Origin of the sequence: Streptomyces sp. NPDC058052, from assembly GCF_042885515.1 — a bacterium.
Lineage (GTDB): Bacteria > Actinomycetota > Actinomycetes > Streptomycetales > Streptomycetaceae > Streptomyces.
Genome location: NZ_JBHVRX010000002.1, coordinates 406,920 through 430,724, shown reverse-complemented (window position 1 = coordinate 430,724; position 23,805 = coordinate 406,920). Strand labels below are relative to the sequence as shown.

General features: G+C 74.7%; 16 protein-coding genes. 10 read left to right on the top strand and 6 right to left on the bottom strand.

Features of this window, described 5'->3' with window-relative positions:
* Positions 1-8 precede the first annotated feature (8 nt).
* Positions 9-824 (bottom strand): pentapeptide repeat-containing protein, encoded by an 816-nt coding sequence (locus tag ACFVU3_RS04515; RefSeq protein ID WP_390063568.1) that lies wholly within the window; start codon positions 822-824, stop codon positions 9-11.
* Between the two features lie 121 nt (positions 825-945).
* Between ACFVU3_RS04515 and ACFVU3_RS04510 the strand changes: the two genes are divergently transcribed.
* Positions 946-2,469 carry an alpha/beta fold hydrolase gene (locus tag ACFVU3_RS04510; RefSeq protein WP_390063566.1) on the top strand — a complete coding sequence of 508 codons (1,524 nt, stop codon included), beginning with the start codon at positions 946-948 and terminating at the stop codon, positions 2,467-2,469.
* Positions 2,466-3,506 carry a hypothetical protein gene (locus ACFVU3_RS04505; RefSeq protein WP_390063564.1) on the top strand — a complete coding sequence of 347 codons (1,041 nt, stop codon included), beginning with the start codon at positions 2,466-2,468 and terminating at the stop codon, positions 3,504-3,506. Before ACFVU3_RS04510 ends, ACFVU3_RS04505 begins: the two co-directional genes overlap by 4 nt.
* Here ACFVU3_RS04505 and ACFVU3_RS04500 read toward each other — a convergent pair.
* Entirely contained in the window at positions 3,503-5,134 is a 1,632-nt protein-coding gene (locus ACFVU3_RS04500) for an acyl-CoA synthetase (RefSeq protein ID WP_390063563.1), read from the bottom strand. The two genes, ACFVU3_RS04505 and ACFVU3_RS04500, sit on opposite strands and share 4 nt — an antisense overlap.
* Positions 5,135-5,299: 165 nt before the next feature.
* Between ACFVU3_RS04500 and ACFVU3_RS04495 the strand changes: the two genes are divergently transcribed.
* The 4 genes from ACFVU3_RS04495 (at position 5,300) to ACFVU3_RS04480 (ending at position 9,511) form a co-directional block, all read left to right on the top strand.
* Positions 5,300-6,100, top strand: a complete 801-nt coding sequence (locus ACFVU3_RS04495) for a crotonase/enoyl-CoA hydratase family protein (protein WP_390063562.1) — start codon at positions 5,300-5,302, stop codon at positions 6,098-6,100.
* A 228-nt stretch (positions 6,101-6,328) separates the two neighbouring features.
* Complete coding sequence (locus ACFVU3_RS04490; protein ID WP_390063560.1) at positions 6,329-7,294, top strand: Zn-ribbon domain-containing OB-fold protein; 966 nt, start codon at positions 6,329-6,331, stop codon at positions 7,292-7,294.
* Positions 7,291-8,352: a thiolase domain-containing protein gene (locus tag ACFVU3_RS04485; RefSeq protein WP_390063558.1), complete on the top strand. Its 1,062-nt coding sequence runs from the start codon at positions 7,291-7,293 to the stop codon at positions 8,350-8,352. Before ACFVU3_RS04490 ends, ACFVU3_RS04485 begins: the two co-directional genes overlap by 4 nt.
* Positions 8,345-9,511 (top strand): thiolase domain-containing protein, encoded by a 1,167-nt coding sequence (locus ACFVU3_RS04480; protein ID WP_390063556.1) that lies wholly within the window; start codon positions 8,345-8,347, stop codon positions 9,509-9,511. Before ACFVU3_RS04485 ends, ACFVU3_RS04480 begins: the two co-directional genes overlap by 8 nt.
* 69 nt (positions 9,512-9,580) lie before the next feature.
* On the opposite strand, the gene ACFVU3_RS04475 is transcribed toward ACFVU3_RS04480, so the two are convergent.
* Positions 9,581-11,830, bottom strand: coding sequence for an alpha-N-acetylglucosaminidase (locus ACFVU3_RS04475; protein WP_390063554.1), 2,250 nt, complete (start codon positions 11,828-11,830; stop codon positions 9,581-9,583).
* A gap of 315 nt (positions 11,831-12,145) precedes the next feature.
* On the opposite strand from ACFVU3_RS04475, the gene ACFVU3_RS04470 reads away from it, so the two are divergent.
* From ACFVU3_RS04470 to ACFVU3_RS04460, 3 genes are all read left to right on the top strand, one after another.
* Positions 12,146-15,172 carry an ATP-binding protein gene (locus ACFVU3_RS04470; protein WP_390063553.1) on the top strand — a complete coding sequence of 1,009 codons (3,027 nt, stop codon included), beginning with the start codon at positions 12,146-12,148 and terminating at the stop codon, positions 15,170-15,172.
* A gap of 80 nt (positions 15,173-15,252) precedes the next feature.
* On the top strand, positions 15,253-15,750 hold the full coding sequence (locus tag ACFVU3_RS04465) for a hypothetical protein (protein WP_030494979.1): 498 nt from the start codon (positions 15,253-15,255) through the stop codon (positions 15,748-15,750).
* Positions 15,751-15,766: 16 nt separating this feature from the next.
* Entirely contained in the window at positions 15,767-16,135 is a 369-nt protein-coding gene (locus ACFVU3_RS04460; protein WP_390063550.1) for an RNA-binding S4 domain-containing protein, read from the top strand.
* Between the two features lie 44 nt (positions 16,136-16,179).
* On the opposite strand, the gene ACFVU3_RS04455 is transcribed toward ACFVU3_RS04460, so the two are convergent.
* The 3 genes from ACFVU3_RS04455 to ACFVU3_RS04445 all read right to left on the bottom strand — a co-directional run bounded on the left by ACFVU3_RS04455 (position 16,180) and on the right by ACFVU3_RS04445 (position 21,938).
* The gene (locus tag ACFVU3_RS04455) at positions 16,180-18,414 is read right to left on the bottom strand and encodes a germacradienol/geosmin synthase (protein ID WP_390063548.1); all 2,235 of its coding nucleotides are present in this window, start codon (positions 18,412-18,414) and stop codon (positions 16,180-16,182) included.
* A gap of 159 nt (positions 18,415-18,573) precedes the next feature.
* Positions 18,574-20,496, bottom strand: a complete 1,923-nt coding sequence (locus ACFVU3_RS04450; RefSeq protein ID WP_390063546.1) for an N-acetylmuramoyl-L-alanine amidase — start codon at positions 20,494-20,496, stop codon at positions 18,574-18,576.
* Positions 20,497-20,804: 308 nt separating this feature from the next.
* Entirely contained in the window at positions 20,805-21,938 is a 1,134-nt protein-coding gene (locus ACFVU3_RS04445; protein WP_390063544.1) for an aminoglycoside phosphotransferase family protein, read from the bottom strand.
* Positions 21,939-22,173: 235 nt separating this feature from the next.
* On the opposite strand from ACFVU3_RS04445, the gene ACFVU3_RS04440 reads away from it, so the two are divergent.
* Entirely contained in the window at positions 22,174-23,664 is a 1,491-nt protein-coding gene (locus ACFVU3_RS04440; RefSeq protein ID WP_390063542.1) for a hypothetical protein, read from the top strand.
* Positions 23,665-23,805: the final 141 nt, after the last annotated feature.

Below are 23,805 nucleotides of genomic sequence, written 5' to 3'. Positions count from 1 at the left end.
TCCGGGGTTCAGGACGCCCAGTGCGCCGGACGCTCGAAGCCCCGCGGGAGGACGGTCCGCGCGTCGCCGCGCGCCGAGTTCAGCTGCGGCTGGGTGAGGAAGAGGGCGTCGGTCAGGGTGGCGCCGGAGAGGTCGGCGTCGCGCAGGTCGGCGCCGATGAGGTCCGCGAGGGTGAGGTCGGCGCCGGTCAGGTCGGCGGCGATCAGCAGGGCGCCGCGCAGGTCGGTGCCGCGGAGCCGCGCGCCGCGCAGCCGCTTCCCGATGAGGTCGGCGCCCCTCCGGCCGCGCGGCGTGCCGCCGGCCGTGGCCCGGACCAGTTCGCTGGTCCGCAGCAGCAGCGGGTTGACGCCGGCCCGCACGGGGCCCACGTCCAGCTTCTCCAGGTCGGCGGCCGGCAGCGCGGTCAGTTCCCGGACCCGGTCCAGGGCGGTGCGCAGCTCGCCGTGGATCCTCCGGGCGGCGGGCCGCTCCAGGGCCTCCGTCAGGTAGCGGAGCAGCTCGTGGAGCTGCCGCACCACCGGGAAGACCTCGTACATCTGCCGGGCGGTCTCCGGCGCCTCCCGCCAGGACACCCCGCCGAAGGTCACCTGGGAGACCTGCTGGCCGGCGCCGAAGCAGTCGTACACCGTGCAGCCCTGGAAGCCGCCGGGCCGCAGCCGGGCGTGGATCCCGCACCGGAAGTCGTCCTGGAGGTTGCGGCAGGGATCGCCGGCCGGCTTGTTCACGGCGAAGTCGGCCGACCTGGCGAACGGCAGCGCCACGCAGCACAGGCCGAAGCACTGGGCGCAGTCGCCGCGGAGTGCGGATTCCCGGGTGTCGGGCACGGCGGAACGGTTCCTTCGCGGGTCGGGGACGGTCCTCCACCGTATCGCGCCCCCGGCGGAGGTCCCGGGCACGGGCGAAACGGTTTGCGCGGAGCCTCCGGCACCGAAGAGGATCATGATCATGCCGACGTTCACGACGTATGACGGAACCGAACTCTCCTACCGGGTCAGTGGGGAGGGGGAGCCGCTCGTCTGCCTCGCGGGCGGCCCGATGCGGGACGCCGCCTACCTGGGGGACCTCGGAGGGCTCGCCGCGCACCGCGCGCTCGTCCTGCTCGACGCCCGCGGCACCGGGGCGAGCGCCGTCCCCGCCGATCCCGGCACCTACCGCTGCGACCGGCAGGTCGGCGACGTCGAGGCCCTCCGCGCCCACCTCGGCCTGGAGCGGATCGATCTCCTCGGCCACTCGGCGGGCGGCAACCTCGCCGTCCTGTACGCCGCCGCCCATCCCGGGCGGATCCGCTCCCTCGTCCTGGTCGCCTCCGCCGTACGGGCCCTCGGCGTCGTGCCCACGGACGAGGAGTGGGACCGGGCGGTGGAGGTCTTCGCCGACCGCGACGGATACCCGGAGGCCAGGGCCGCGCTCGACACGATCGGCCCGGACACGCCGCTGCCGCGGGTGTACGAGCTCGCCGCCCCCTTCACGTACGGCCGCTGGGACGCCGCCGCCCGCGCGCACGCGGCGGCCGGTGCCCGGGAGATCCACTGGGAGGCGGCCGCCGCCTTCCACGGCGAGGGCGCCTACGACCCGGCGGCGACCCACCGCGCGCTCGGCGCGCTGACCGCGCCCGTCCTGCTGCTCGCCGGGGAGCACGACGCGGGCCCGACGCCCGCCCAGGCCGCCCGGACGGCGGCGCTCTTCCCGGACGCGGACGTGGTCGTGCAGCCGGGTGCCGGGCACTATCCGTGGATCGACGACGCCGACGCCTTCGTCCGCCCGGTCGCCGCCTTCCTCGATCCGGCCGTCCGCACGGTCACCGTGGACGGCGTACGGATCGCCCACCGGGTCGCGGGACCCGCGGGCGCCCCGCCCGTCGTCCTCGTCCACGGCCGCGGCGAGTCCTCCCTGACCTGGGCGGGGATCGTCGAGGAGCTGGCGGCCGACCACCGGGTGTACGCGGTGGACCTGCGCGGCCACGGACTCAGCGACCGGCCCGGGGGCTACGGCTTCGCCGAGTTCGCCGGGGAACTGGGCGGCTTCCTCACGGCCCTCGGCCTGGCCGGCGCCACCGTCGTCGCGCACTCGATGGGCGCCGCCGCCGCGTACCTCCTCGCCCAGCGCGAGCCGGGCCTCGTCGGCCGCCTCGTCCTGGAGGAACCCCCGGCGTTCGTGCCGCTCGACCCGCCGCGCCCGGTGGCCGAGCGGCCCGAGGGCCCGCTCGCCTTCGACTGGGACGTCGTCCCCACCACCGACGCCCAGCTGAACGCCCCCGACCCGGCCTGGCGCGCCGACCTCGCCGCGATCACGGCCCCCACCCTGATCCTGGCCGGCGGCCCCACCAGCCACATCCCCCAGGACCAGCTGACCGGCCTGGCCGCGGCCGTGCCCGGCGCCCGGCTGGTCACCATCGAGGCCGGCCACCTCGTCCACGAGGCCCGCCCGGCGGAGTTCGTCGCCGCGCTCCGGGCCTTCGGCACGGCGTGAGGACCGTCCGGGCCGAGCCCACCGCCGCCGGCGAGCTGCCCGGGCTCGGCGCGGAACCGGGCCGGCTGGACGCCCTGCTGGTCCGGGGCGGCGCCCACTGGGTCGTCGCCCGTGACGGTGCGGCCGTCACGGCGGCCCGTGTGTCGGCCGACCCCGGCGCGGTCTTCGACCTCCATCGGGTCCGGCCGGTCCCCGGGCAGGGCTACGTCACCCCCGTCCCCGGCGGCGGACTCGCGGTGAGCGGCGGCGACGCCGTCACCCTCCAGGACGCCGACGGGAGCGTCCGCTGGACCTTCCCGCACCTGCCCTGGCCGGCCGGGGCGTCCGGCGCCTGCGCCCCCGAACCGTCCGGGGCGGGCCTCCTCGCGGTCGTCCCGCCCGCCGACCCGACCGCGCGCGGCGAGCTGCTGGTCGTGCTGGACCTCGCGACCGGGACGCCCCTCGCCCGTACGCCGCTGCCCACCCACTGGGGGACGTACGCCTTCCAGCACCGGCTCGGCCCGCCCGCGGCGCACTCCGTCCTCCTCGACGCGGCGCAGGGGCAGGAGGAGGCGTACTCCCTGCTCGCCTCCCGCGCGGGCGTCGCCCAGGTCGGCGGCTGGGACGAGCCGTTCACGGGCGGCAGCGACCCCACGGGCGGGTTCCTGACCCTCGCCGTCGGCGGCGAGCGGCTGACCCGGTACGACGCCTCCGCCCGTGCCGCCACGGCGGTCGACGCCGCCGATGTCCTCCCGGACGGCCTCGTGTTCACGGGCCGACCCGGCTTCCTCGACGCCCGCCGGGTCCTCGCCCCGGCGGGCGAGGACCCCTGGGAGGACGCGTGCCGGCACCTGCTGCTCGACGCCGGCGACCTCCGGCCGCGGGCCCGGATCGCCTATCCGCCGGACGTGGGGGAGGTGTCCCGCGCGCTGCCGCTCGGCGACGGCACCTGGCTCACCCTCCACGGCGACACCGTCCGCCGCTGGCGCACCCCCGTCACCGCCCCCGATCCGTCCGGCCCCGATCCGTCCGGCCCCGAACCGGAAGAGACGCCCTAACCGCGTTCCGCCGCGTCCGCGTCCGTCGCCACCGTCTTCGCCCAGCGGTAGTCCGCCTTGCCGCTCGGTGAGCGCTGGATGCGGTCGGCGAGGACGAGCTGGCGGGGGACCTTGTAGCCGGCGAGGTGGCGGCGGCAGTGCTCCTGGACGGCCGCCAGGTCGAGCGGGGCCGTGCCCTCGCGCTGCTGGACGACGGCGGCCACGTGGCTGCCCCACGTCGCGTCCGGGACGCCGGCCACCAGCGCGTCGTACACGTCCGGGTGGGACTTGAGGGCCTGCTCGACCTCCTCCGGGTAGACCTTCTCGCCGCCGGTGTTGATGCACTGGGAGCCGCGGCCGAGGACGGTGACGACTCCGTCCGCGTCGACCGTGGCCATGTCGCCGAGCAGCACCCATCGCACGCCGTCCCGCTCGAAGAAGGTCTCGGCCGTCTTCGCCGGGTCGTTGTAGTAGCCGAGCGGCACGTGCCCGCGCTGTGCGAGGCGGCCGATCTCGCCGACGGCGACCGGCTCGCGGGTCGCCGGGTCGACGACCTGGGTGCGCTCGTTGACGTGCAGCCGGAAGCCCTTCTCCGGGCCCGAGTCGTCGGTGGCCCGGCCGTTCGAACCGGACTCCGTGGAGCCGAAGTTGTTGAGCAGGATGACGTTCGGCATCAGCTCGCGCAGCTGCGCCCGCACGGTCTCCGACATGATCGCGCCGGAGGAGGAGAGGCTGAACAGGGCGGACAGGTCGGTGCCGCGGAGCGGACCGGCGAGCGCGTCGATCAGCGGCCGGAGCATGGCGTCCCCGACGAGCGAGATGCTGGACACCTTCTCCTTCTCCAGGGTCCGCAGCACCTCCTCGGGCACGTACTTGCGGTGCAGGACCACGCGCTGCCCGTAGTTGAAGGCGATGAAGGTGGTGAGGGTGGAGGTGCCGTGCATGAGCGGCGGCGCGGGGAAGAAGGTGATCCCGGCTCCGCCCGCGGCCACCCGCTCGGCGAGCTCCTCGGGGCGCTTGACGGGCTCGCCGGACGGGTCGCCGCCGAAGAGGCCGGCGAAGAAGAGGTCCTCCTGGCGCCACAGGACGCCCTTGGGCATGCCGGTGGTGCCGCCGGTGTAGATGATGAACAGGTCGTCGCCGGAGCGGGGGGCGAAGCCGCGCCCGGGGGAGGCGGCCGCCTCCGCCTCTTCGAGCGGTACGGAGCCGAGGGCGGCGGCCCCCTCGGGCGGGGTCCCCACCCGCACGAGGTGCCGCAGCTTCTCGCTCCGCGGCAGGGCCGCCGCCACGCGGTCCGTGAACTCGGCGTCGTACACCAGCGCGGTGAGGTCGGCGTCCCGGTAGAGGTAGACCAACTCCTCCTCGACGTAGCGGTAGTTGACGTTGACCGGCACGATCCTGGCCTTCAGGCAGGCGAGCACGGTCTGGAGGTACTCGACGCCGTTGTACAGGTGGAGGCCCAGGTGTTCGCCGGGCCGTACCCCCGCGTCGATCAGGTGGTGGGCCAGCCGGTTGGCCGCCTCGTCGAGTTCGGCGTACGTGAGCCGGCGCTCGGCTCCTGTCCCCGGGTGGTCGACGTAGACCAGTGCCTCGCGCTCCGGCACCGCGTCCACGACCGATTCGAACAGGTCGGCAAGGTTGTACTCCACCGTTCCTCCTGACCCCGGCGCGTTCGGACTCGGGCGGTCATCAGAGCACCGACGGGCGGAGGTGGGAAGGGGGCGCGTCAAAGAATCTGACTGGGTGTCAGAAAACTATTGAACTGCCTCCGCCACTCCTGCAACCTGTTCCAGAACTGGAGACGGGAGATGCCCATGGCCGGCACCGAACACCTCACCGTGCGGCGCGAAGGCGCCACGCTCGTCCTCACCCTGAACCGCCCCGAGGCGAAGAACGCCCTGTCGCTGCCGATGCTCGTCGGCCTGCACGACGGCTGGATCGAGGCCGACGCCGACGACGGCGTCCGCTCGATCGTCCTCACCGGCGCGGGCGGCGCCTTCTGCGCCGGCATGGACCTCAAGGCCCTCGCCGGGAAGGGCATGGACGGGGACGCCTACCGCGACCGGCTCAAGGCCGACCCCGACCTGCACTGGAAGGCGATGCTGCGCCACCACCGCCCCCGCAAACCCGTCATCGCCGCCGTCGAGGGCGCCTGCGTGGCCGGCGGCACCGAGATCCTCCAGGGCACCGACATCCGGGTCGCCGGCGCCTCCGCCATGTTCGGCCTCTTCGAGGTCCGGCGCGGCCTCTTCCCGATCGGCGGCTCCACCGTCCGGCTGCCCCGCCAGATCCCCCGCACCCACGCCCTCGAAATGCTCCTCACCGGCCGCCCGTACACCGCCGAGGAAGCCGCCCGCATCGGACTGATCGGCCGGGTCGTCCCCGACGGCCAGGCCCTGGACACCGCCCTGGGCCTCGCCGAGCGGATCAACGCCTGCGGTCCGCTCGCCGTCGAGGCGGTGAAGGCGTCCGTCTACGAGACGGCCGAGACGACGGAGACGGAGGGGCTCGCCGCCGAGCTGAAGCGGGGGTGGCCGATCTTCGACACGGCCGACGCGAAGGAGGGGGCGAGGGCCTTCGCGGAGAAGCGCCCGGCGGTCTACCGCCGGGAGTGACTCCCTCCCCACCCCACCCCGCCCCTCCCCTCACCGGGGCGGCCCCCCGGACCTCCGTACGCCCCGCGGCCGTGCTCCCGAACGCCGGTCGGCCCCGCCGCCGTTCGAGGCGCGGGGGCCCAGGTGCCAGAGCCCCGGGCCAGGGGAGCGGGCCCGGTGGGGCAAGGCCCCGCGCAGCGGCCCGCCCCGTACGGTCCCCACCCGCCCGCCCACAGGAAGGCCCCGCCCATGACCCTCACCCCCTCACCCCCCGAACCCCTCAGCGCCCCGCTCGTCGTCGAGTTCCCCTTCACCCGCTCCCTCGGCCCCGTCCAGTCCGCCTTCCTCACCGGACTGCGCGAGCGCACCGTCCTCGGCGTGCGCACCGAGGACGGCCGGACGCTGGTCCCGCCCGTCGAGTACGACCCCGGGACCGCCGCCGAGCTGCGCGACCTCGTCCAGGTCGGGGCCGCCGGCACCGTCACCACCTGGGCCTGGAACCCCGAACCGCGCCGGGGGCAGCCGCTCGCCACCCCCTTCGCCTGGGTCCTCGTCCGCCTCGACGGCGCCGACACCGCCCTCCTCCACGCCCTCGACGCCCCCGGCCCCGACGCCGTCCGCACCGGCATGCGGGTCCGGATCCGCTGGGCCGCCGACCGCGGCGGCGCCATCACCGACATCGCCTGCTTCGAGCCGTACGGAGGAGAGCCGGACGCCGGGGAACCCGCGCCGCACACCGGGGAGTTCGACCGGCCGGTCACCGGCATCGTGGCCGAGGCCCGCCTCGACTACACCTACAGCCCCGGCCGCGCCCAGACCCGCTACCTGCAGGGCCTCGCCGAGCGCCGCACGGTCGGCGAGCGCTGCCCCTCCTGCGCCAAGGTGTACGTCCCGCCCCGCGGCGCCTGCCCCACGTGCGGCGTCGCCACCACCGACCGGGTCGAGGTCGGCCCCCGCGGCACCGTCACCACCTTCTGCATCGTCAACATCAAGGCGAAGAACCTGGACATCGAGGTCCCCTACGTCTACGCCCATATCGCCCTCGACGGCGCCGGTCTCGCCCTCCACGGCCGGATCGGCGGCATCCCCTACGACCAGGTCCGCATGGGCCTGCGCGTCGAGCCCGTCTGGAGCGAGGACGGCCGCTACCCCGACCACTACCGCCCCACCGGCGAACCGGACGCGGACTACGACACGTACAAGGAGCTGCTATGAGCGCCCCCGGCCGCGACGTGGCCATCGTCGCCTTCGCCCAGAGCGACCACCGGCGCCGCACCGACGACCTCTCCGAGGTCGAGATGGTGATGCCCGTCCTCCACGAGGTCCTGCGCCGGACGGGCCTGAAGACCTCCGACATCGGCTTCACCTGCTCCGGCTCCTCGGACTACCTCGCCGGACGGGCCTTCTCCTTCACGATGGCCCTCGACGGCGTCGGCGCCTGGCCGCCGATCTCCGAGTCCCACGTCGAGATGGACGGCGCCTGGGCCCTCTACGAGGCGTGGGTGAAGCTCCTCACCGGCGAGGCCGACACCGCCCTCGTCTACTCCTACGGCAAGTCCTCGCCCGGCTCCGTCCGCGACGTGCTCACCCGCCAGCTCGACCCGTACTACGTCGCGCCGCTCTGGCCGGACTCCGTCGCCCTCGCCGCCCTCCAGGCCCAGGCCCTCATCGACGCCGGCGACACCGACGAGACGGCGCTCGCGGGCATCGCCGCCCGCCGCCGGGCCGACGCCACCGCCAACCCGTACGCGCAGGTCACCGGCGCCCGGCCGCAGGGCGACCACGTCGTGGCGCCGCTGCGCACCGGCGACTGCCCGCCCATCGGCGACGGCGCCGCCGCGGTGATCCTCGCCGCCGGCGACCGCGCCCGCGACCTGTGCGCCCGGCCGGCCTGGATCCGCGGCATGGACCACCGCGTCGAGGCGCACTCCCTCGGCGTCCGCGACCTCACCGACTCGCCCTCCACCCGGCTCGCCGCCGAGCGCGCCGGAGCCTTCGAGCGCCCCGTGGACACGGCCGAGCTGCACGCCCCCTTCACCTCGCAGGAGGTCGTCCTCGCCAAGGCCCTCGGCCTCGGCGCCGACGTCCGGATCAACCCCTCCGGCGGCGCCCTCGCCGCCAACCCCGTCATGGCCGCGGGACTCCTCCGGCTCGGCGAGGCCGCCGCGCGCATCCACCGGGGCGAGTCCGACCGCGCGCTGGCCCACGCCACCTCCGGGCCCTGCCTCCAGCAGAACCTGGTCGCCGTCCTGGAAGGAGACCCCCGTGGCTAAGGAACCCGTGGCCGTCGTCGGCATCGGCCAGACCAAGCACGTCGCCGCCCGCCGAGACGTCTCGATCGCCGGACTCGTCCGCGAGGCCGCCGTGCGGGCCCTCGCCGACGCCGAGCTGACCTGGGCGGACATCGACGCCGTGGTCATCGGCAAGGCGCCCGACTTCTTCGAGGGCGTCATGATGCCGGAGCTGTACCTCGCCGACGCCCTCGGTGCCGTCGGAAAGCCCATGCTCCGCGTCCACACCGCCGGATCCGTCGGCGGCTCCACCGCCCTCGTCGCCGCCAACCTGGTGGCCGCCCGCGTCCACCGGACCGTCCTCACCCTCGCGTTCGAGAAGCAGTCCGAGTCGAACGCCATGTGGGGCCTGTCCCTGCCGGTCCCCTTCCAGCAGCCGCTGCTCGCCGGCGCCGGAGGCTTCTTCGCCCCGCACGTCCGCGCCTACATGCGGCGCACCGGCGCCCCCGACACGACCGGCTCCCTCGTCGCGTACAAGGACCGCCGCAACGCGCTGAAGAACCCCTACGCCCACCTCCACGAGCACGACATCACCCTGGAGAAGGTGCAGGCGTCCCCGATGCTGTGGGATCCGATCCGCTACTCGGAGACCTGCCCGTCCTCCGACGGCGCCTGCGCCATGATCCTCACCGACCGGGCGGGCGCTGACCGGGCGCCGCGCCCCGCCGCGTGGGTGCACGGCGGGGCGATGCGCAGCGAGCCCACCCTCTTCGCCGGCAAGGACTTCGTCTCGCCCCGGGCGGGCTCCGACTGCGCGGCCGACGTCTACCGGCAGGCCGGGATCACCGACCCGCGCCGGCAGATCGACGCCGTCGAGATGTACGTGCCCTTCTCCTGGTACGAGCCGATGTGGCTGGAGAACCTCGGCTTCGCCGCCGAGGGGGAGGGGTGGAAGCTCACCGAGGCCGGCGTCACCGAACTCGGCGGCGACCTGCCCGTGAACCCCTCCGGAGGCGTCCTCTCCACCAACCCGATCGGCGCCTCCGGCATGATCCGCTTCGCGGAGGCCGCCCTCCAGGTCCGGGGCGAGGCCGGCGAGCACCAGGTGGACGGCGCCCGCCGGGCCCTCGGGCACGCCTACGGCGGCGGTGCCCAGTTCTTCTCCATGTGGCTGGTGGGCACCGAACCGCCCGCCGGCTGAGCGGGCCGGGACGGTCCGGGCCGCCTCCCGGATCCCGCCGGGACCGCGGCGTGATCCGGGAGGAACGGTCTAGGCACCCAGGCTGTCGCGCACCCGCGTCGCCAGCGCCACCGGATCGCCCTTCGGGGTCACCGGGTAGGAGTCCCGCCGCAGGTTCCAGGCGTTCTCCCAGGAGAACCAGTCGATCGCGGCGGGCGCCCGCCCGGTGACCAGCGAGGTCTCCAGCGAGTCCAGGTAGGCCGACCAGCGGGGCGCGTAGAAGCCCGACACGAGGCCCGACCACTCCCGGTTGGCGTAGTCGTGCAGCCCGGCCTCGCTGCCCTCCCGGTGCCCCCACGTGGTGATGAGCGAGCGGGCGTCGAACTCCAGCGTGGCCCGCTCCGCGTCCGTACGCGCCCACGAGCGGGCGCCCTCCAGCCACGGCCCGAGCAGGAACCGCCGGTCGGTGGCGAGGAGCGCGTCGAGCAGGGTCATGGACGACCGCCACTCCGCCGCCCGCGCCCGGAACGCCGTCAGGTCCTTCGCCTCGTACGCCGTCTTGATCTCCGGCAGCAGCACCCGGCTGCGGTTGGTGAGCGCCTGGCGGGCCGTGTCCACCAGGTCGAAGCGGTACGCGTCGGTCGACCGCGCCGCGGGCGCCACCTGCAGCAGCTCGGACAGCGCGCTCTCCACGGTGGCCGCGTCGTACCGCATCGCCTTCGGCCCCCAGGAGGCCGCGGTCCGCACCGTCAGGCTCGGGCGGGCCGTGAAGAGGCTGTCCTGCGACTCGCTCCAGCCGTTCGACGGGGTGCCGTACGGGCCCTTCCGCAGCCACTCCCACGCCTTGGCCGCGTGCGGGTCGGGCGCGCCGTAGCGGCGGGCCGCGTACCGGGCGAACCAGTCCGCGTGGTCCACCGGGGCGTCCCGCCAGGCCAGTTCGGTGAAGAGGGAGAAGGCCACCGGGTCGGCGGAGGTGGCCTCCGGGAGGAAGGCGATGCCCTTCAGCGCGCTGCCCGGCTTCGTCCGCCACGCCTCGAAGCGGTCCGTCCACACCGAGGTGTTGGCGCCGATCGTTGTGTGCCCGCCGAAGTTGGGGATGGTGCCGAAGGCGTACGGCGTGCCGGACCAGGCCGTCTCCCGGTCCAGGTTGTCGTACCGGTCGGAGAGCCCGTCCACGACCAGGAGCCGCGAGGTGTCCACGCCCGCGAGCAGTTCGGCCTTGGGGTTGCGCTGCCAGCCGAGCAGCACCCAGGTCGCGCCCGGACGCGCGTCGTCCAGGGTCCTCATCACCTGCGCGGCGGCCTCGCCGACCGGCACGTCACCGGCGTTGCCGCCCTCGTGCAGCAGGTCCATCTTGTACATCGTGGTGGTGCCGAGGAGCCGCGCCTGGTGCCGGTAGAAGGCCGACGCGACCCGGGGGAAGAGCGTCCCGCGCGGATCGAGCCAGTCCGGCCGGGTGAAGCCGATCCACCGGCCCTGCGGCACCACCCGGCCCTCCGGGTTGCGCTCCGTGAAGCCGGGCGGCACCGTGCCGAAGTACCCTGGCAGCACCGGCGTCATGCCCAGCTCCCGCAGCCGGTCCACGATCCGCTTGCCCAGCGCCGCCCGGCGGGCGATCAGTTGTTCGGTCATCGGGCCGCCGAACGACGACATGTTCTGCATCAGCCACCACGGCTGGTGCGCGGGCCCCGGGATCCACGCGCGCAGCTCCGCGTCCGTGTAGCCGAACTCCTGGAAGGCGGCGTGGTAGGCCGCCTCCGCGCCCATCTGCACGAACACCTCGTTCACCCCGTGCAGGGCGAGGAGGTCGATCTGCCGTTCGTACGAGGCCCAGTCCCGGTACGCCCCCGAGTAGCCGTCGTCCGTGTCGTTGAGGGCGAACCGGTGCGGCACCGACGCCGATCTCCCGGTCGTGCCGGCCGGGGCGGGCAGCCGGGCCGGCAGCGCGGAGACGCTGTCCCCGGGGGATCCGAGGTCCACGCCCGCGGTGTGGCCGAGGTACCAGTGCACCCCGCGCAGCAGGACCGCGGGCGTGGTGCCCGTGACGACGATCCGCCCCGTCGAACCCGCCACCGTGAACCGGTCGCCGGCGTCCGTCCTCGGCACCAGCACCAGCTCGAACTGGCTCGCGTGTTCCGGCAGCAGCCGCGTCAGCGCGGCCCGCGCCGCGCTCGTCGAGAACGCCGCCGCCGGAGCCCCGGCCGCGCCCGCGACCGGCGCCGCGGACTCCGCCGCGGCCGGCACCGGGGAGGGCAGGGCCGTCAGCACGGTGGCGCACAGGGCGAGGGAGCACGCCGACCGCGCGGCCCAGGAGCGCGCACGGGAAATGGGAGGTCTCATGTTCGGCTCAATCCCCTCGTCAGGACCGTATGGCGATCATGAACTGACCGTCCGTCATATGTGAGTATTCGCCGGGCACCCGGTCAAGGACGACACGCTCCGCGAGCCTCTTCCCCGACTCCGCACATCTGTCCGTCGAACACGCCCCGACCTGCGCCTCCGGGAGGCCGCACCACCCCCCGAAGACCACCCGAACTGCTTGGGAGAATGCCGTTACACGAGGCGCGTTCCGGCGTACGCTGGACCTTTCGTGGGGTGATCGCCCCGGCGCCCCGACCGTGCGCCGGGCGTGCGCCCCCTGTGTGGGGGTGGAACGTGGCACGACAGGACGGCAGGCCGGCCCGACAGGGCTTCGGCCTCTTCGAACGCGAGGCAGCGCTCGACGCCGCCGAGGAGGCGCTCGACCTGCTCACCGGCCTCGCGGCCGAACCGCCGTCCCCGCCCGAGCGCGTCCCCGCCCCGCGCGACCCCCGCGTCGTCCCCCTCCACGGCCGCACCGGCGCCGCCGACGCGCAGCGCCCCGAATCCCCCGCCGCGCAGGGCGGCGTCCTCGTCTACGCCGCACCCGCCGGACTCGGCAAGACCACCCTCCTGGCCGAGATCCGCCGGCGGGCCGGCGCCCGCGGCTGCACCGTCCTCTCCGCCCGCGGCGGCGACCAGGAGCAGCGCGTCGCCTTCCACGTCGCCCGCCAGCTCCTCCAGCCCCAGCTCGCCCACGCCTCCGACGCCGAACTCCGCGAGCGGCTCGGCTCCTGGTACGACATCGTCGGCCCCGCCCTCGGCCTGCGCGCCGCCACCGCCGGCTCTCCGCCCGACCCCCAGGGCCTGCGCGACGGTCTCGACTGGGTCCTCACCCACCTCGCCGTCCGCCGCGCCCCGCTCGTCGTCGTCCTCGACGACGCCCACTGGGCCGACCCCGAGTCCCTCGGCTGGCTCGCCTCCTTCGCCCCGCGCGCCGAGGACCTCCCCATGCTCCTCGTCGTCGCCTACCGGCCCGACGAACTCCCCGACGAAGGCGCCGAATTCGCCGGCCACCGGTCCGGACAGCGTCCGCACGGCCTCGCCCCGCTCACCGCCGAGGCGGTCGCCCGGCTCGTCCGGGACCGGATCGGCGCCCACGCCGACGACGCCTTCTGCCACGACTTCTGGACCGTCACCTCCGGCAACCCCTTCGAGACCGTCGAACTCGCCGCCAAGGTCCGCGACCGCGGCCTCGACCCCACCGCCGACGGCGCCCACGAGCTCCGCGACCTCGCCGCCGCCCTCAAGGGCAGCGGCCTGGTCAGCCGCCTCGAACGCCTCGGCACCGCCACCATGCGCCTCGCCTGGGCCTGCGCCGTCCTCGGCACCGAGATCTCCCCCTCGCTCGCCGGCGCCCTCGCCGGACTGGGCGACGAAGCGGTCGTCGACTGCGCCGAACGCCTCCGCGAGGCCCGCGTCCTCGCCGACACCGGCACCCCGGACGGCCCGCTCGAATTCGTCCACCCGCTCATCGCGAGCACCATCTACCGGGCCATCCCCGACGCGATCCGCGTCGCCTTCCACGGCCAGGCCGCCTGGTGCGTCATCGACGCCGGACTCGGCCCCGCCGCGGCCGCCCGCCACCTCCTGGAGACCCACCCGGAGGGCGACCCGTGGGTCGTCACCCAGCTCCGCGCCGCCGCCCGCGAGAACCTCCGGGCCGGCGCCCCCGACGCGGCCCGCCGCCACCTCGCCCGCGCCCTGCGGGAACCTCCCGCCGCCGACGAGCGCGCCGCCGTCCTCTTCGAGCTCGGCTCCGCCTCGCTGCTCACCGAACCCGCCACCACCGTCAACCACCTGCGCGCCGCCCTGGAGGAGCCCATCTCCGACCAGGCCCTGCGCCAGGGCATCGTCTACCGCCTCTCCCAGGTTCTCGCCCACAGCGACCGGCTCGTCGAGGCGTCCGAGCTGCTGGAGAGCGAGAGCCGCCAGGCCACCGACGCCCGCAGCCGCCTCCGCATCCAGGCCGAGCGGTTCATGTGGGACGCGCTCCGGTCCGACGAACCCGAGTCGCCGGCCCGCTCCCGCCGGCTGAGCGCCCTCGCCGACCGGCTCGCCGGCCGCGATCTCACCGAGAAGTACATCATCGGCCTCCGCGCCTGGGACGCCACGCTGCGCGCCGAGCCCGCCACCGTCGCGCTCCGCCACGCCGAGCGCGCCCTCGAAGGCGGCCTGAGCTGGGCCGACGAGAGCCGCGGCTTCGAGGTCCCCGTCCTCGTCGCCCTCATCCACCTCTACGCCGACCGGCCCGGCCGCGCCGAGGAGCTCTTCGCCGCCGGCACCGCCGAGTTCGAGAAGCAGGGCTGGCGCGGGGCCCACCTCTCCTTCGCGTACACCCTCATCGGCTACATCCGCTTCCGCCGCGGCCGGCTCATGGAGGCCGAGGACTTCGTCCGCGCGGGCCTCCGCCTCGCCGAGCGCGTCGGCCCCCGCACCCCCGCCCTCTGGTACGCGACCGGCGTCATGATCGAGGTCCTGATCGCCCGCGGCCGTACGGAGGAGGCCGAGGAGGTCGCCCGCGAGCACGACTTCGGTGAGCCCTTCCCCGCCGCCGTCACCATCCCCGACTGCGAGACCGTCCACGCCGAGCTGCTCCTGGCCACCGGCCGTGCCGAGGCTGCCGTCGCCGCGCTCGCCGACATCGGCCGCCGGCTGGAGCCGCGCGGCAAGCGCAACCCGTCGTGCAGCCCCTGGCAGCTCCACCTCGCCCTCGCCGAGGCCGCCACCGGCTCCCCGGCCAAGGCCCTCTCCACCGCCGAGGACGCCGTGGCCCGCGCCCGCCAGTACGGCGCGCCCTCCGCGATCGGCCAGGCGCTCCGGGTGACCGCCGAGGTCTCCGAGGGCGCCGAGCGGATCAAGCTCCTGGAGGAGTCCGTCGACTGGCTGGACCAGTCCCCGGCCGCGTACGAGCTGGCCCGCTCGCTCGTCGCGCTCGGCGCCGCCCTCCGCCGCACCGAACGCCACGCCGAGGCCGCCGAGCACCTGTACCGGGGTCTGGAGACCGCCCAGGACTGCGGCGCCGACGGACTGGTCGAGGAGGCCCGGGCCGAGCTGGCCGCCGCCGGACTGCGCCCGCGCGCGCTGCACACGGCCGACGGCAACTCGCTCACCGCCCGTGAGCGCGCCGCCGCCCAGGCGACCGTCCGGGGCCTCGACCCGGCCGCCACCCTCGGCGTCGACCCCACGACCGCCGCCCGGCTGCTCTCCGCCGTCTACCGGAAGCTCGGCACCGACCGCTCGGGCCTCGCCCACGCCCTGGGCGACCTCGGCGAGCCCGCGGCGGCCGAGACGGCGCCCGAGGCGGCGGATCCGGTGGACTGAGGCCGCCGGACCCGCCCGGCCGGTGCCGGAAGGGCGGAGCCCGGCGCCGCACCGCGCGCCCGGGCACGTACCATGGCCGTATGTCCTTCCTCCGCCGCCGCAGCGCCACTCCCGCTGGCCCGGACTTCGATGTCCTCGCCATGGACCCGGGGGACTGGCCCGGCAATCTCGGCGCCGGTCTGCTGCCCGCTCCCGACGGTTCCTGCCAGGGTGTCTTCCTGCGCTACGACCTCTTCGGCGGCCGCGGCCCCGCGATGATCATCGGCAACCTCCCCGAGGGCTCTCCGGCCCGGGAGCTCGCCGAGGGCCAGATCCCCTTCGAGGTCGCCCAGCTCCTCGCCGCCCTCGAGAACGACGAGCCGGTCGAGGTGCTCGACACCGAGGACGTCCCCGTCATGCAGGGCGACAACCTCCTCATCGTGCGCCGTCTCAAGCTCTCCGAGAGCCGCATCTCCTGCGTCCAGTTCGACCGCAGCGACAACGTCCTGGTGACGATCGCCAGTTGGGACCGGCCGATCACCGACGACCTGTACGCGCTGCTCAAGCCGCTCCCCGCCGAGCTGTTCCAGCAGGGCTGAGCGGGGGCGGGGGCCGATGAGCGCACGCGTCGACGCCTGGATCTGGGCCGTACGGCTCACCAAGACCCGCTCGCAGGCCGCCGCGGCCTGCCGGGCCGGGCACGTCAAGGTCAACGGCGAGCGGGCCAAGCCCGCCCAGTCCGTGAAGCCGGGGGACGAGATCCGGGTCTTCCACGGCGGCCGGGAGCGGATCGTCGAGGTCAAGGAGCTGCACGTCAAGCGGGTCGGCCCGCCAGTGGCGGCCGAGGCGTACGTGGACAACAGCCCGCCCCCGCCGCCGCGCGAGCACGTGGCCCTCGCCGCCGTCCGCGACCGCGGCGCCGGCCGCCCCACCAAGCGTGACCGCCGCGAACTCGACGAACTCCGGGGCCGCGGCCCCCGATGACGTCCCCAGGGCCGCCCCGGATTCCGGGGCGGCCCTTCCGGCCGTCAGGACGCGGTGCCGGCGAAGGCGGTCGCGACGCGTGCCGCCGTGGTGCCGAGGCCGTGCGGCGTGGTCCAGTCGGGCACCGGGGCCGTCTCCCCGGCGCGCTCGCGGAGCAGCGGGGTCCCGGCGCCCGCGTGGACGTCGCCGGCCCCGTACCGCCGTACGCTCCGGTGCCAGTGCAGGACGCCCGCGAGCCAGTCCTCCAGCTCCCGCAGCCGTGCCTCGAAGGCCGCCATGCCCTCGGCGTCCAGCTCGAAGTGGGCGTACATCAGGGGGACTTCACGCTGCTTCAGGTGCTCGTACTGGCGCAGCCTGCCCCGCATCAGCTCGTGCACCATGCCGACGGCGGTCTCCCGGTCGACGTCGAAGAACTTCTCCAGGACGAGCACGCCGTTGTGCAGCTCGCCCTCGACCTCGACCTCCTTCTGGTACGAGAAGAGGTCGTTGACGAGCGCCCCGTAGTCCGCCACCGCGTTCTCCAGGCTGCGGACGGTGCCCGAACGGTGCAGCGCCGCCGGGAGCGCGTCGGCACGGCGGAGCCGGCCCATCAGCATGGTCAGTTCGGAGCCGAAGGTGCTGCGCCGCATCTCCACGTAGTCGACGGGGTCCGGCACCCGGTGCTGGGCCTGGTTGTGGAGCTCCCACATCCAGCTCTCCAGCATCGCGTCGAGCGCGGTCCACAGCTCGGCCCGCGCCTCCCGGCCCATGGGACCGGCGGTCCGGGCCCACACGTCGGCGAGGGCGCGTTCCAGCGCGTTCCCGGCGAAGTCCGGTGCGGTGGCCGGGTCGTCGACGGGCAGGCACGCCTTGAGCCGCGCGGTCTGCGCCCGGGCGCCCGCGAGGTCGCGCGGCCGGCCGAAGACCATCGGGTAGTAGTCGTCGGCATAGGTGCCCCAGGTCAGCCAGAGGGCGCTGAGCTCCAGCTCCTCCAGGGTGGCGTCGGGGTCGATGCCGGCCGAGCAGAGGGCGAGGTCGAAGCCCTCCATCAGCGGCCGGTCCCAGATGTCGTCGAGCAGCCCCATGGCCTCGGCCCAGTCCTCGGAGCGGCGCCTGGCCTCCTGGTGGTGGGGGTTGACGGTGAGCGGGTAGGGGAGCTCGAAGTCGGGCAGCGGGGAGGGGCCGACGGGCCGGTGCGGCGTGTGGGTGAGGCTGCGCGTCCGCGCCTCGGCGGCCCGGCCGCCGAGCAGGGTGCGGATGTCGAACACCCCGGTGCCGAGCGCCGGGGCCGCGGCGGAGGCGTCGGCCATGCCCTCGTTCATGTACCGGCTGGACCGCATGTGCCACTCGTGGCCGCCGGACTGCCAGTCCTGGAGCCCCTTGGTGTACGCGCCGATCGCCGCGCACTCCAGCGGGGTGAGGCCCTCCTGGACGGCGAGCGCGGGGACCTCGGTGAGGGCGGTGTTCTCGAACTGGTGGAGCCGGGAGGTCAGCAGGTCGTTGACGGCCTCGGCGGCCTCCTGGGTGGAGCAGCCGAGGAAGTGCTCCAGGACGAGCACGCCGTTGCTGTTCTCCCCCTCGTCCTCGACCTCGCGCTGGTAGGAGAAGAGGTCGTTGCGCAGGTGGACGGCGTCCGAGAAGGCGTCGCGGAGCACCCGCAGCGGGCGCGCGCCCGCGACCCGGCCGGGGACCTCGGCCCCGGCGGCGTACTCCACGAGTCCGGCGGACCAGGGCGCGCCGCCGACCTTGCGGCGCATCTCGATGTACTCGAGGGGGTTGGCGATCCGGCCCTCGTTGATGTTGTCGAGCTCCCACAGGGACTCGTACAGGAGGGCCTCGGTGGCCTCGGCGAAGCGGAGCCGCCAGCCGTCGGACATCGCGGGGACGGTGCGCCGCCACAGGTCGGCGAGGCCGGCCTCCACGGGGTTCACCGGATCGGGCATGCCGTGGGCGGGGTCGGCCGGCATGAAGCGCGGCAGCCGGTCGAGGTACTCCTTGCCGCCGTCCCGGTCCTGGGTGCGCTTGAAGACCTCCAGGAAGTGGTCGTCGAAGAAGAAGACCCACGTGTACCAGTCGGTGACGAGGTTCAGCGCGTCCTCGTCGCAGTCCGGGTGGGTGTAGGCGCAGAGCAGCGCGTAGTCGTGCGCGTCGAGGTCGGCCGTCTCCCAGACCCCGGAGCCCTCCAGCATCCCCATCGCGCGGGCCCAGTCCCGGGTGTGCGTCCGGGCGGCCTCCACATGGGGGTTGAGGCGCGCCGGATACGGGACATAGAAATCCGGCATGGCGAAGGGCTGAGGCATGTGCGGACGGGCCTTTCCGGTGGAAGGGTGCTGTTCCGGCCCAGCCTTACCCCTGTCCCGGGCCCCGGACGCGGGCTCGGGAATAGTCGTATGAGCAGAGGAAAGGGTGGTGCTGGAAAGGGACTCCGGCACCACCCCACGCCTTTCGGCCAGCCCGGCTCAGCCCCGGGAAACCCGCACGTCAGCCGCCTTCACGAAGGCGATGCGATGGCCGAACTGGATCTGGTAGTACTCCTCCTGGCCGCGCACGACCGTGTGCTTGCTGCTGTCGAACACCGGTGCGTAGTAGTACTCGCCGGGCGTCCTGTGCCCCACCACGTACCTCTGCCCCGCGAGCAGCCGGTAGGGCAGCGGCGACACCGCCTGCACCGGCACCCCCGCCGGATACGCCGAAGCCTCCGGATAGGCCCGCCCGTACACCGGCACCTCCGCGAGCCCCTCGCGCGGCGTGAGCACCAGCCCGCGGGTGCCCACGGCCGCCGGCGCCGCCTTCGGGTCGTGGAACCACGCCTTCTGCCCCAGGTACCAGATCGCCGTCCAGTCGCCCCGGCGCTCCGCCACCGCGTAGCTCTGCCCCGTCGACGCCCGCGCCCCGGTGTCGTTGACCCCGGTCGTGGAGTCCTGCCCGCCCGGCCGCAGACCGATGTCCTTCACCAGCGGCGCGTCGGCGCTCGGCGCGGTGTGCAGGCGCACGGCGCCGCTGCCGTGCGGCGCGCACGCCTCCCCGGCCTGCGCGCACCCCGTGTACACCGGCCGGTTCTCCCGGTACGCGGGCCGGATCGTCACCACGCCCGAGCCCGGACCCGCGCTCGGCGTCAGCGGGCGGCCCAGCAGCCGGAAGTAGTGCGCCCAGTCCCAGTACGGACCCGGGTCGGTGTGCATGCCGCGGATGGACGACGTCACCGTGCCCGGCACGTTGTCGTGCCCGATGACGTGCTGCCGGTCCAGCGGGATGTCGTACCGCTCGGCCAGGTACCGCACGAGCCGCGCCGAACTCCGGTACATCGCCTCCGTGTACCAGGAGTCCGGGGCGGTCAGGAAGCCCTCGTGCTCCAGGCCCACGGACTTCGCGTTCACGTACCAGTTCCCGGCGTGCCAGCCGACGTCCTTGAGCGGCAGGTGCTGGGCGACGTGCCCGTCCGAGGAGCGCAGCGAGTACTGCCAGGAGACGTACGTCGGGTCCTGCACCAGCTTCAGGGTGACGTCCCAGGTCGCCTCGGTGTCGTGGACGACGATGTAGTCGATCGACTGCGAGACCGGCCGGTCCGCCTTGTCGTGGTTCCCGTAGTCGCCGTCGCCGAACTCCTCGTACGGCGCCGGGATCCACTCGCACGCCACCGTCGTCGGGCACTCCACCGGGCCGGCCAGCGGCGCGCGCAGCCCGAGCGCCGCCACCTGGCCGGTCTCCGGCGCCACGCCCGGAGCCGCGGGCAGCGCCACCCGCTGCCCGCTGTCGGTGACCCGCTCCTCACCGGTGCGGATCACGTCGAAGACGTCGTCCGCGTACGCCGCCGCCGTGGCCGCGTCGTCGGCGCCCGAGTACCGGGCCACCGCCCCGTACCAGTCGGCCGGATCCGCGCTCGGCGCCAGACCGGACTCCCGCTGGGCCGCCGCGAGCAGCGCGGCGCCGCCCTCGATGTTCGCCGCCGTCGAGGTCCGCAGCTCCTCCGCCGGGATCCCGGAGAGCGCCGACGCCCGCTCCAGCGTCCGCAGCCGGTCCGGCAGGTCCCCGGGCGCCGGCAGCTCGGCGGCGGCCCCGGTACGGGCGGGCCGGGCGGCGTCACCGCGCGCGTCCTCGCCGTCCTCCGAGTGGTGCGGCACCGAGCGGGCCAGCGCCGTCGCCGTGTCGGTGAGGTGCATCGGCCCGTAGCCGCCGGTCACACTGGGCGCGCCGGCGTGGCCGTCCCACCGCGACTGGAGGTACGCGACCGCGAGCAGCACGCTCTGTGGCACGCCGTGGCGCTCGGCGGCCGCCGCGAACTGGCCCTGGAGCGAGTCCGCCACCGGCGCGTCGGCGCCGGCCGGTGGCGCGCCCGAGAGCAGGGGGAGCAGCAGGGCCGCGGACGCGGCGACGGAGAGCACACGTCCTCGGGACGCGGAACGGAGCAAGGCAGCCTCCAGGGGCGGGGGGTGACACGGGGGCGTGCGGGACCGAACCCGTACAGGGGTAGCGGCTCCCGGAGCATCCGTCAATCACCCCTCGCCGAAGGCGAGTTCCCACGTCAGGGCGGTTCCGCGGGCCGGACGGGCCGACTTTCGCCCTGACGGCCCGCCCACCGGCGGCGCGTCGGTGGTCTCGACCAATGAGGCCCCGGGAGACGGCGAAGCGCCGCACTCCCGGTGTGTCGGCACCGGGTGCGCGGCGCAACCCCCGTCTCCCGGCCGGGACGTCAGCGCGTCCCGACCGCCGCGCGCACGGCCCGCCGTGCCATGGCGCAGTCGTCGTGCAGCCGCCTCAGCAGCAGCCGCTGTTCCTCCCCGGGGGCCAGCGCCCCCGACGGCACCGGCACCGTGCCCGCCGGCGGGGCCTCCTTCATGGTCCGCTGGACGGCCGTCTCGTACGTCCGGATCTCCCGCGTCAGCACGATCATCAGGTTCACCAGGAAGGCGTCCCGGGCGGCCGGGCCCTGCTGCTGTGCCATCTGGCTGATCTGGCGTCGGGCGAGCGGCGCGTCACCGAGCACCGCCCAGAGCGTCGCCAGGTCGTAACCGGGCAGGTACCAGCCGGCGTGCTCCCAGTCGACCAGGACCGGACCGGCGGGGGAGAGGAGGATGTTGGAGAGCAGGGCGTCACCGTGACAGAACTGACCCATGCCCTGCCGGCCGCCCGCGTGGGCGAGACCGTGCAGCAGCTTCTGCAGGTCGTCACGGTCCCGGTCGGTGAAGAGACCCAGCTCGTGGTAGCGCGCGATCCGCGCGCCGTAGTCCAGCGGCGCGTCGAACGTCCCGGCCGGCGGCCGCCAGGCGTTGAGCCGGGCGATCGCCCCCAGCGCGGCCCGCACGTCGGCGCGCGGCGGGGCCTCCACGGGGTGGCGCGAGAGCGCCGCGGCCCGCCCGGGCATCCGCTCGATCACCAGCGTGCAGTTGTCCGGGTCCGCGGCGATGAGCCGCGGCACGCGCACCGGCGGACGGTGGCGGACGAAGGAGCGGTAGGACGCTATTTCGTGCCGGAACCGCTCGACCCACGCGGAGGAGTGGTCCAGTAAACACTTCGCCACCGCCGTGGTGCGTCCGGTCGTCCCGACGATCAGGACGGACCGGCCGCTGCGCCGCAGCACCTGCACCGGGTTGAACTCCGGGCAGATCCGCTGCACCGAGGCGATGGCGACCTTCAGCTGCGCCCCCTGCGGACCGGAGAGGTCGATCCGGCCGCTGACCTGGGCACCGGGTCCGGTGCCGGTCCCGGCCGCCCAGGAACGCGGCCGGGTGCCCCGCGGCGTGGGGGCGAGGTACGGTCCGCCGGCCGGCACCAGGCGGGTCTGCGGCCGGGGCGGGGCGGACACGGAGGACGATGCTGTGTACATGGAGGTGACAGATCCCTTCGTGTGCCGACGAATCGCGTGCGTCGCCCCGCCCGCCCCCGGTCCGCACCCTGGGGAAAATGAGGGCCGGTCGACGGGGCGGGGTGGCGCATACCTACATCACACCCGCGCCCGGGTAGCGGAACACTGAGCGCACCCTGGCGAACCCTGGCGAATAGTCGCCAGCCCTATGACAGCGGGCTACTGTCAACTCAGCCGAGAACCTGGGGGCTTAGACGTGACAGGACAGACCAACACCCGCCTGGCGGACCTCTTCGGCCTCGCCGGCTGGTCCAAGGGCGAACTCGCGAGACTGGTCAACCGGCAGGCGGCGGCCATGGGCCACCCCCAGCTGTCGACCGACACCTCGCGGGTGAGGCGCTGGATCGACAAGGGGGAGACCCCGCGCGATCCCGTCCCCCGGGTGCTGGCCGCCCTGTTCACCGAGCGACTCGGTCGTGTCGTGACCATCGAGGACCTCGGGTTCGTACGACGCGGGCGTGCCGGAACACGGCAGGCCGTCAGGAACAACGACGAGAACCCTGACGGAATGCCCTGGGCTCCCGACCGTACGGCTGCGGTCCTCACCGAATTCACGGGAATGGACCTCATGCTCAACCGACGCGGCCTGATGGGCGCGGGTATCGCGCTCACCGCCGGATCCGCACTCAACAGCTCCCTGCACGACTGGCTCAGGACCGAGCCCTCCCGCCCCGCCGCGGCCCCCCGGGCCACCGATCCCCTCCACGCCGACCCCGCCGGGTACGACCGCTACGAGGCCGCCCCCATCGGGTCGGAGGAGATCGAGGCGCTGGAGCGTTCCGTGGAGGTCTTCCGCGCCTGGGACGCGTCCCGGGGCGGCGGCCTCCAGCGCAAGGCCGTGGTCGGCCAGCTGAACGAGGTGGGCGGCATGCTGGCGTACCGCCACGCCGAGCACCTCCAGCGCCGGCTGTGGGGCGTCGCGGCCAACCTCGCCGTCCTGGCGGGCTGGATGTCCCACGACGTGGGTCTCGAACCCACCGCCCAGCGGTACTTCGTCATCGCCACCCACGCGGCGCGCGAGAGCGGCGACCGGCCCCGGGCCGGCGAGGCGCTCTCCCGGGCCGCCCGCCAGATGGTCCACCTGGGCCGTCCCGACGACGCCCTCGACCTGATGAAGCTGGCCAAGTCCGGCGCGGGGGAGCGGCTGCTGCCGCGCACCCAGGCGATGTTCCACACCATCGAGGCGTGGGCGCAGGCGTCGATGGGGCACGGCCAGGCGATGCGCCGCACCCTCGGCGAGGCGGAGGACCTCTTCGTCTCCGACCGGAACGAGAAGACGCCGAACTGGATGCAGAGCTTCGACGAGGCCGACATGCACGGCATGCAGGCCCTGGCCTACCGGACCCTCGCGGAGCACGACCCGACGGCTGCGGTGACCGCGCAGCGCCATGCCCGGCTCGCCCTGGACCTGCGGCGCGACGGGCACGACCGCTCGAAGCTCTTCGACCACATCTCGATGGCCTCGGCGTGCTTCATCGCCGACGACCCCGAGCAGGCGGACCGCTACGCCCGGCTGGCCCTGATCTCCATGGGCGAGACCTCCTCGCACCGGACGTGGCACCGGCTGCGCGAGATGTACCGGCTCACCGGCCAGTACGCGGGCTACTCGAAGATCGAGGACCTGCGCGCCGAGCTGGAGGTCGAGCTGCCGCGCTCGCCGGAGGCCCCGCGATCGGGACTGGCCTGAGAGCGGGCGCGTCCCCGGGCAGCGGTACAGGGAGGGACGGAGCGGACGCACCGGACCGTGCTCCGGCATGCCGGGCGCACGACTCCTCGTGCGGGGGACCCGGAAGACGCCCCGACGTGCCGGGCCGTGGCTCCGGAGAAC

What these genes read in the sequence shown, in the direction of transcription:
- ACFVU3_RS04510 (WP_390063566.1), top strand. Translation starts at nt 946, where the DNA reads ATGCCGACGTTCACGACGTATGACGGAACCGAACTCTCCTACCGGGTC.
- ACFVU3_RS04495 (WP_390063562.1), top strand. Translation starts at nt 5,300, where the DNA reads ATGGCCGGCACCGAACACCTCACCGTGCGGCGCGAAGGCGCCACGCTC.
- ACFVU3_RS04490 (WP_390063560.1), top strand. Translation starts at nt 6,329, where the DNA reads ATGACCCTCACCCCCTCACCCCCCGAACCCCTCAGCGCCCCGCTCGTC.
- ACFVU3_RS04485 (WP_390063558.1), top strand. Translation starts at nt 7,291, where the DNA reads ATGAGCGCCCCCGGCCGCGACGTGGCCATCGTCGCCTTCGCCCAGAGC.
- ACFVU3_RS04475 (WP_390063554.1), bottom strand. Translation starts at nt 11,830, where the DNA reads ATGAGACCTCCCATTTCCCGTGCGCGCTCCTGGGCCGCGCGGTCGGCG.
- ACFVU3_RS04465 (WP_030494979.1), top strand. Translation starts at nt 15,253, where the DNA reads ATGTCCTTCCTCCGCCGCCGCAGCGCCACTCCCGCTGGCCCGGACTTC.
- ACFVU3_RS04460 (WP_390063550.1), top strand. Translation starts at nt 15,767, where the DNA reads ATGAGCGCACGCGTCGACGCCTGGATCTGGGCCGTACGGCTCACCAAG.
- ACFVU3_RS04455 (WP_390063548.1), bottom strand. Translation starts at nt 18,414, where the DNA reads ATGCCTCAGCCCTTCGCCATGCCGGATTTCTATGTCCCGTATCCGGCG.
- ACFVU3_RS04445 (WP_390063544.1), bottom strand. Translation starts at nt 21,938, where the DNA reads ATGTACACAGCATCGTCCTCCGTGTCCGCCCCGCCCCGGCCGCAGACC.